Raw genomic sequence first — 6,602 nt, 5'->3', positions numbered from 1 at the left:
GCCCCGCCCCTTCTACGACTGAGTCCCGGCGCCCTCCGCCCATGATGCCTCCTCCCCGCAGGCTGCTCCGCTTCGCCCACCGCGCCGCCACCCTCACCAGCTTGCGGCTGGCCCTGTTCGCCGCGCTGGCGCTGGCCGCCGCCTGGCGTCCGCTGCAGCAGGCCGGAGGCATGAACGACTTCCGCGACGCGCACCTGCTGCACTCGTACGAGGACGCGGGGACGCGCACGGTGACGCACTACGGGCAGCTGCCGCTGTGGAACCCGTGGGCCTGCGGCGGGCAGTACGCGCTGGGCAGTCCGCAGACGCGCGTGGCGTCACCCACGCTGCTCGTGTCCGCGCTCATGGGCGCTCGGCCAGCAGAGCCGCTGCTGCTCTGGGCCTTCCTCGTGCTCGGCATGGAGGGCTTCTTTCACTACGCGCGGCGGCGCGTGGGCTCCGCGCTGGGGGCGCTCGGCGCGGCGCCGCTGTTCGGCCTGGCAGGCTTCACCGCGCTGTCGTGGTCCATTGGCTGGCTCAACTTCGCGGGCTTCCTGCTGCTCCCCTGGCTGCTGTGGGGCACGCGCCGCGCGGCGGAGGGCCATCTTCGGGGCGCCGCGGTGGTGGCCGGCACCTTCGCGGTGCTGCTGGGCTTCGGCGGCACCTATCCCGTGCCCATGGGCGCGCTCTTCGTCGCGCTGGAGGCCGGACGCACGCTGTACGGGCTGCGCGGGATGCCGCGGCGCAAGTCCGCGCTGTGGGCCCTGGGCGCCACGGCCGTGTTCACGCTGGGCGCCTGCGCGTTCCGGCTGTGGCCGTTGGTGGAGACCATGCGCTCGGCGCCACGCATCATGGCGGGCACGCCGGGCAACTCCGCGGAGGAGCTGGCGCGCATGCTGCTCCAGATGCCGGCGCGCTCCGGCTACAGCGACCCGGGCAACTTCTTCCTCGCGCCCGCGGTGCTCGCGCTGATTCCGCTGGCCGCGTGGGCCTGGCGCCGCGCGATGTATCCGGCGGTGTTGGCGGCGCTGTGCGTGTGGATGGCGGCCGGCTACTCCGCGGTGCCCTCGCTGTTCGGCGCGCTGCGGCTGCTGCCCATCTTCGGAACGCTGCGCTATCCGGAGCGATTCCTCGTGCCCGCGGGGCTCTTCCTGGCGGAGCTGGTGGCGCTGGGGCTCGCCGTGCTGCTGGTGCGCGTGTGGCGCGTGCCGGCCACGCGCACGGCGACGTCCTGGTGGCCCACCGCCGCGGTGGTGACCTGCGTCGTCATCGCCGTGGGCTGGGGCTTCCAGGTGCGCGCCTTCGACCGGCTCAGCAGCTGGTCGCAGATGGTGCCCGCGCCCGGCCCCGTTCCCGAGGAGGCGGAGCGCCCCTTCGCCCAGGCCCGCGGCAACCGCTGGGCACAGGGTTACTTCCTGGCGCTCAACCGGGGCTCCATCGCCTGTGGCGAAGCGTGGCCGGTGCCCATGTCCGAGCGCCTGCGGGGCGACCTGCCCCAGGAGGAGTACCTGGAGGACGCCTCCGCCGGCACCGCGCGCCGCGTGGAGTGGACCCCCAACCGCGTCACGGTGGACGTGACGGCCACGCGTCCCACGGTGCTGCTGGTGAACCAGAACTGGCACCCGGGCTGGAAGTCCTCGGAGGGCGAGGTGGTGTCTCAGGACGGGCTCCTCGGCGTGCGCGTGGCGGAAGGGGCGCACCGCGTGGTGCTGCGCTTCCTGCCGCGCTCCGGGCTGGGCGGAGCGCTGGTCTCCGCGCTCGCGTGGCTGGGCCTGGGGTTCGTGGCCTGGCGGCTGCGCGGGCGGCTGGGGCCCGCGGCCATCGGCGTGGCGTGTGTGCCGCTGGTGGCCTGGGGCGTGCTGCTGGCGACGTCACCTGAGCCGCTGGCGCGCGCGGTGCCCCTCAACGCAGATGGCTCGCCGATGCGCGTGGCGGCGCTGCCGCCCACCGCGAAGCCCGTGGACGCGCGGTTCGACGTGCCGGTGGAGCTGGTGGGCGCGGAGATACCGTCGGCGCCGGACGCGGAAGGGCTGCTCCACCTGGTGCTCTACTGGCGCGTCACCGGGCCGGTGCCTCGCTCCGCGGGCATCTTCGTCCACTTCCCTGGCCCGCCTGGCAGCAAGCGGAAGAACGCGGACCACCCGGTGCTGGGCGGCACCTACTTCTTCGCCGAGGCCCCCCGGGACACGCTCCTGCGGGACGCCTTCTCGGTGTCCACGAAGGACTGGGACGTGGGCGAGCGGAAGGTCCTGGTGGGCCTGTGGCACGCCGGGGGTGATGGCTCACGCATCGGCGGACGGGGCGCGGACGGCAAGCCGCTGACGTCGTCCCATGTCGAGGTGGGCACACTCGCGGTGCCGCCCAAGGCACAGTCCGAGGAAAAGCCCTGAGTCCATCGGACAGCGGGCGGCGGGGACGCATGACGCGACGCGATGATGGCGTTATGAAGCCCGCATGCGAATCCTGCACACCATGCTCCGCGTCGGTGACCTTGAGCGCTCGCTCGACTTCTACACCCGGGTCATCGGCATGAAGTTGCTGCGCCGTCACGACTACCCCGACGGCAAGTTCACCCTGGCCTTCGTGGGCTTCGGCCCCGAGGACACCCACCCCGCGCTGGAGCTCACGCACAACTGGGGCGTCGAGAAGTACGAGCTCGGCACGGCCTACGGCCACGTGGCCCTGGGCGTCAGTGACATCCACGGCACGTGCGAGGCCATTCGGCAGGCCGGTGGCAAGGTGGTCCGCGAGCCCGGCCCCATGAAGCACGGCACCACCGTCATCGCCTTCGTCGAGGACCCGGACGGCTACAAGGTGGAACTCATCCAGAAGGACAGCTGAGCCCACCGCCACCCCAGGCCCGAAGCTCACGCAACGCCTGCACACCCGGCCCGGGCCCGTTAGTGTGGCTCCGTGAGCTCCGCCCCCCTCTTCGTCCCCGACCACACCCCGCCCGACCGGCCCCGCGAGGGCGCCCTGCTCTTCCTCGCCCGGGGCATGGACGTGCTCGTCCAGGAGCATGCGGACGGCGTCGTCATTCCCACCGGCGCGGCCTTCCCGGAGCTCGCCGCCGCCGCGCACTACCTGGGAGCGCTGGACGGCGTGGACTGCTACGCGGCGGGGTTCGCCAAGGACTTCGTCCCGCCAGAGCGCTACAAGGCCGTCGCCGCTCGCTCGCTCTACAAGCGCGTGGATGACGCCCGCTTCGCCGTGGCGGGGCGCGCGCTCGCGATTGTCGAGTGGGACCTCACCCACCGCTTCTGCGGCCGCTGCGGCGAACCCACCCTGTTGGTTCCGGGTGAGCGCGCCCGCCGCTGCCCGGTGGACAAGACGCCCTTCTATCCCCGCATCGCCCCCGCCATCATCGTCCTCATCACCCGCGGCGACACGATGCTGCTGGCGCACAACGCCCAATTTCCAGAGCCCATGTTCAGCACGCTCGCCGGCTTCGCGGAGCCGGGCGAGTCGCTGGAGGAGTGCGTGGCGCGCGAGGTGAAGGAGGAAGTCGGCATCGACGTGAAGAACATCCGCTACTTCGGCTCACAGCCGTGGCCCTTCGGCCGCTCGCTGATGGTGGGCTTCACCGCCGAGTACGCGGGCGGCGACATCACCGTGGACCAGAAGGAAATCTCCGAGGCCCACTGGTTCAGCCCGGACAACCTGCCGCGCATCCCCCCGAAGCTCAGCATCGCCCGGAAGCTCATCGACGCCTTCGTCGAGCGCGTGAAGGGCCCCGCCGCCCCTTGACCCCTCCTCAGGCGAGGCAACAGGCCGCGCTTGACCTGGCGCGGCAGGTTGGGGTTGAAGCACCCCTCCCCCGAATCAGCGAAAAAGCCATGCCCGCAGCGCGCCCACACATCGAGCCCCGACGCGTCCCCACCGCGGACTCCGTGGTGGTGAAGGAAATCTACCTCAGCGTCCAGGGGGAGTCCTCCCACGCCGGGCTGCTGTGCGCCTTCATCCGCCTCACGGGCTGCCACCTGCGCTGCACCTACTGCGACAGCGAGTTCGCCTTCCACGGCGGCGCGCGCCGGAAAATCGCGGACATCGTCAGCGAGGTGCGGGGCCTGCGCACGCCCATGGTGGAGGTCACCGGCGGCGAGCCCCTGCTCCAGCCCGGCGTCTACCCGCTGATGGAGGCGCTGCTCGACGCCGGCTTCAAGGTGCTGCTGGAGACGAGCGGCGCCATCGACGTGCGGCTGGTGCCTCCGGCGGTACACAAAATCGTCGACATGAAGACGCCCTCCTCGGGCGAGCACCTGCGCAACGACTACCGCAACTTCACGTCGATGAACGCCAACGACGAGCTAAAGTTCGTCATTGGCTCGCGCGAGGACTACGACTGGGCCAAGGCGCTCATCGCCGAGCACCAGCTGCTCCAGAAGCCCTACGGCACCCTGTTCTCCACCGTGTTCGACAAGCTCCATCCGCGCGAGCTCGCCGAATGGGTCATCGAGGACAGGCTCGCCGTGCGCTTCCAGTTGCAGATGCACAAGTACATGTGGGACCCGAACGCGCGCGGCGTGTGAGCGCGGCGCCCGGCCCTCAAGGTCCGAAGCCCCAGAACACGACGGCCAGCCAGCTCGAGGCCAGCCCCAGGTTCACCCAGCCGAGCCCCGTGGTCACCCGCGCCAGGGTCCGTCCGCGCTCGGCGCCCTCGCCCCGGGCGATGCGCCGCAGCTCCCTCAGGCCCAGCACCACGCCGGCCAGCCCCGCCACCAGCGTGGGCAGCGGCAACGCCAGCGAGCATGGCAGACACACCAGCCCCGCCACGTTGAGCGCCAGCGCCACCTGAATCACCCGCGACGGACGCGCCTCCCTGCGCAGCACCGCCACGCAGGGCGCGCAGTAGGGCGTTTCACCCGCCAGCTCCGTGCAGTCCCCGCACAGGAAGCCGCCGCAGCGCGCGCACGTGGCCACCGCGGCCTCGTCCGGGTGGGTGGCGCAGACGGCGCCGACGGGGGTCCGCACGCGGCCTTCCACGCCGGGCGCCCCGCCGTCAGAAGCCCGTGGGCGGGGTGCGCGAGGCCAGCGCCGAAAGGCTGTGCAGGCCCAGTCCCAGGAACACGGCGGCCAGCACGGTGCTGGCCATGAAGCCCGCGACGATGAGGCCCTTGCGCCGATGCTCGAACTGGCTGAAGGCGTAGAAGAGCATGTAGCAGGGAATCAGCAGCACCATCACCCCCGTGCCCACGCTCCGCCGGAAGGCGTGGACGAGCAGGGTAGCGGCGCAGCCCAGCGCGAGAGCGGCGAACAGGATGGCGAGCGGGAGCAGCGGCACGTCCTCCCCCTTAACACGTTCCACGCTTTGCGGCGCTGGCGTGCGCATATTAAGCACGCCCCGACGTCAACCAGCCGAGGTGCCTGCCGATGAACGCCGCCAAGACGCTGCTCAACTTCATCCTCGCGGGCGCCCTGCTGGGCTTCGTGGTCGCCTCCTGGTTGGGGCCCAACTACCTGGGCTGGTACAACGAGACGCCCTACGCCACCCAGACGATGTGCAACCTGCCCGAGGTCGTCCGCAAGACGTCCGCGGACCTGATTTCGTACCAGGTCATCGGCGGGGGCGTGGGCGCCGGCCTTTTCCTCATCCTGGGCGTGGTCGTCGTGCGCCGCTCACACCGGAAGGCCCGGGTGAAGTCCGGCCAGACGCCGCCCCCCACGGAGCCGCGCGCCACCGCCTGACGCGCGGCCCGCGGCGCTCAGGGCGCCTGGGACGCCGCCGCGTGGACGATGACGCCCGGCCCCTGGGCCATGATGCCATCGCCCTCGCTGTCCTCCACGGTGACCATGATGGCGAAGGTCGTCGTCTCCGACACCTCGGGCGCCACCCACGTGGGGTTGCGCGCAGTCGCGTCGCTGAAGGTGCCCGCGGGCTCCGCGGGGAGCTGCTTCCATTGAAAGGTCATGGAGTCCCCGTCCGGGTCTTCGACCTCGAAGACGAAGGACACCACGCCTCCCGCCGCGACGACCTGCGGCGAAGGCCGAGGCCCCGTGGAGACCGTGGGAGCGTGATTGGCCCGGCAGGACACAGCGAGCCCCAACAGCACCAGCGCCCCGAACACTTTCGAGTACGAGTGAGACATGAACCGGCCCCTTTGAATGGTGGCGCCAGAGTAACGCGCCTGTATCGGGAGAGGTATTGCCCCACTGGCGTGCCACAAGGGCTCAGGGGCGCCCCAGCATGCGCAGCTTCTCCGCGCGCGACAGCCGCTTGATGGCGGCCTCCCGCCGGAGCGCCGCACCGCGGTCCCCCGCGGCCTCGCTCCACACCAGGGTGACGGGCAGCCGCGCCCGCGTGTACGCCGCCCCGCGCCCCCGGCCATGGGTGGCCAGCCGGCGCTCCAGATTGTTGGTGGCGCCGGTGTACAGCGTGCCGTCACGGCACCGCAGGATGTAGACAGTCCACGAGGGCGATTCGTCCGGCACGGCGTGCCCGCACTCTACCGCCCCCGCGGACCGCCGTCTCACCCCGCGCCGTGAGGCTGGGCGCCCTGGAGCCGCGACCGCCGCGCCCCCGCCCGCGCCACTCCGGGAGCCCCCGCCCGCGCCATGACGCCGGACACCGGTGCCAGCGGATCTCCCCTCCAGGCCGTGAGGATGTGCTCCTCGCTGACCAACCC

9 protein-coding genes are annotated in these 6,602 nt (G+C 71.8%); 5 read left to right on the top strand and 4 right to left on the bottom strand.

Going from position 1 to position 6,602, the window contains the following annotated elements; genetic code table 11:
• Positions 1 to 41: 41 nt before the first annotated feature.
• From F8M74_RS36710 to F8M74_RS36695, 4 genes are all read left to right on the top strand, one after another.
• On the top strand, positions 42 to 2,369 hold the full coding sequence (locus F8M74_RS36710; protein ID WP_141259129.1) for a hypothetical protein: 2,328 nt from the start codon (positions 42 to 44) through the stop codon (positions 2,367 to 2,369).
• A gap of 64 nt (positions 2,370 to 2,433) precedes the next feature.
• Positions 2,434 to 2,820: a lactoylglutathione lyase gene (gene gloA / locus F8M74_RS36705; RefSeq protein ID WP_141259128.1), complete on the top strand. Its 387-nt coding sequence runs from the start codon at positions 2,434 to 2,436 to the stop codon at positions 2,818 to 2,820.
• Positions 2,821 to 2,892: 72 nt separating this feature from the next.
• On the top strand, positions 2,893 to 3,726 hold the full coding sequence (gene nudC / locus F8M74_RS36700; protein WP_141607850.1) for an NAD(+) diphosphatase: 834 nt from the start codon (positions 2,893 to 2,895) through the stop codon (positions 3,724 to 3,726).
• Positions 3,727 to 3,815: 89 nt separating this feature from the next.
• Positions 3,816 to 4,508, top strand: coding sequence for a radical SAM protein (locus F8M74_RS36695; RefSeq protein WP_141259103.1), 693 nt, complete (start codon positions 3,816 to 3,818; stop codon positions 4,506 to 4,508).
• 16 nt (positions 4,509 to 4,524) lie between these two features.
• Here the strand turns inward: F8M74_RS36695 and F8M74_RS36690 are convergent, their stop codons facing one another.
• Together F8M74_RS36690 and F8M74_RS36685 are read right to left on the bottom strand one after the other, a co-directional pair.
• A complete protein-coding gene (locus F8M74_RS36690) occupies positions 4,525 to 4,962 on the bottom strand; it encodes a hypothetical protein (protein ID WP_141259102.1) in 438 nt (145 codons plus the stop codon).
• A 16-nt stretch (positions 4,963 to 4,978) separates the two neighbouring features.
• A complete protein-coding gene (locus F8M74_RS36685; RefSeq protein WP_171410561.1) occupies positions 4,979 to 5,308 on the bottom strand; it encodes a hypothetical protein in 330 nt (109 codons plus the stop codon).
• Positions 5,309 to 5,349: 41 nt separating this feature from the next.
• Between F8M74_RS36685 and F8M74_RS36680 the strand changes: the two genes are divergently transcribed.
• The gene (locus F8M74_RS36680; RefSeq protein ID WP_141259101.1) at positions 5,350 to 5,664 is read left to right on the top strand and encodes a hypothetical protein; all 315 of its coding nucleotides are present in this window, start codon (positions 5,350 to 5,352) and stop codon (positions 5,662 to 5,664) included.
• 17 nt (positions 5,665 to 5,681) lie between these two features.
• Here F8M74_RS36680 and F8M74_RS36675 read toward each other — a convergent pair whose 3' ends face one another.
• The gene (locus F8M74_RS36675) at positions 5,682 to 6,065 is read right to left on the bottom strand and encodes a hypothetical protein (RefSeq protein ID WP_228560913.1); all 384 of its coding nucleotides are present in this window, start codon (positions 6,063 to 6,065) and stop codon (positions 5,682 to 5,684) included.
• Positions 6,066 to 6,147: 82 nt separating this feature from the next.
• Entirely contained in the window at positions 6,148 to 6,408 is a 261-nt protein-coding gene (locus tag F8M74_RS36670) for a GIY-YIG nuclease family protein (protein ID WP_140786881.1), read from the bottom strand.
• Positions 6,409 to 6,602 lie beyond the last annotated feature (194 nt).

Source organism: Myxococcus sp. CA023 (genome assembly GCF_010998615.1).
Lineage (GTDB): Bacteria > Myxococcota > Myxococcia > Myxococcales > Myxococcaceae > Myxococcus.
The sequence above is the reverse complement of the archived record's forward strand: the minus strand, read 5'-3'. Positions and strand labels throughout refer to the sequence as shown.

Coding starts and splice junctions, on each gene's coding strand:
- F8M74_RS36675 (WP_228560913.1), bottom strand. CDS start 6,065: ATGTCTCACTCGTACTCGAAAGTGTTCGGGGCGCTGGTGCTGTTGGGG.
- gloA (WP_141259128.1), top strand. CDS start 2,434: ATGCGAATCCTGCACACCATGCTCCGCGTCGGTGACCTTGAGCGCTCG.
- F8M74_RS36680 (WP_141259101.1), top strand. CDS start 5,350: ATGAACGCCGCCAAGACGCTGCTCAACTTCATCCTCGCGGGCGCCCTG.
- F8M74_RS36710 (WP_141259129.1), top strand. CDS start 42: ATGATGCCTCCTCCCCGCAGGCTGCTCCGCTTCGCCCACCGCGCCGCC.
- F8M74_RS36685 (WP_171410561.1), bottom strand. CDS start 5,308: ATGCGCACGCCAGCGCCGCAAAGCGTGGAACGTGTTAAGGGGGAGGAC.
- F8M74_RS36695 (WP_141259103.1), top strand. CDS start 3,816: ATGCCCGCAGCGCGCCCACACATCGAGCCCCGACGCGTCCCCACCGCG.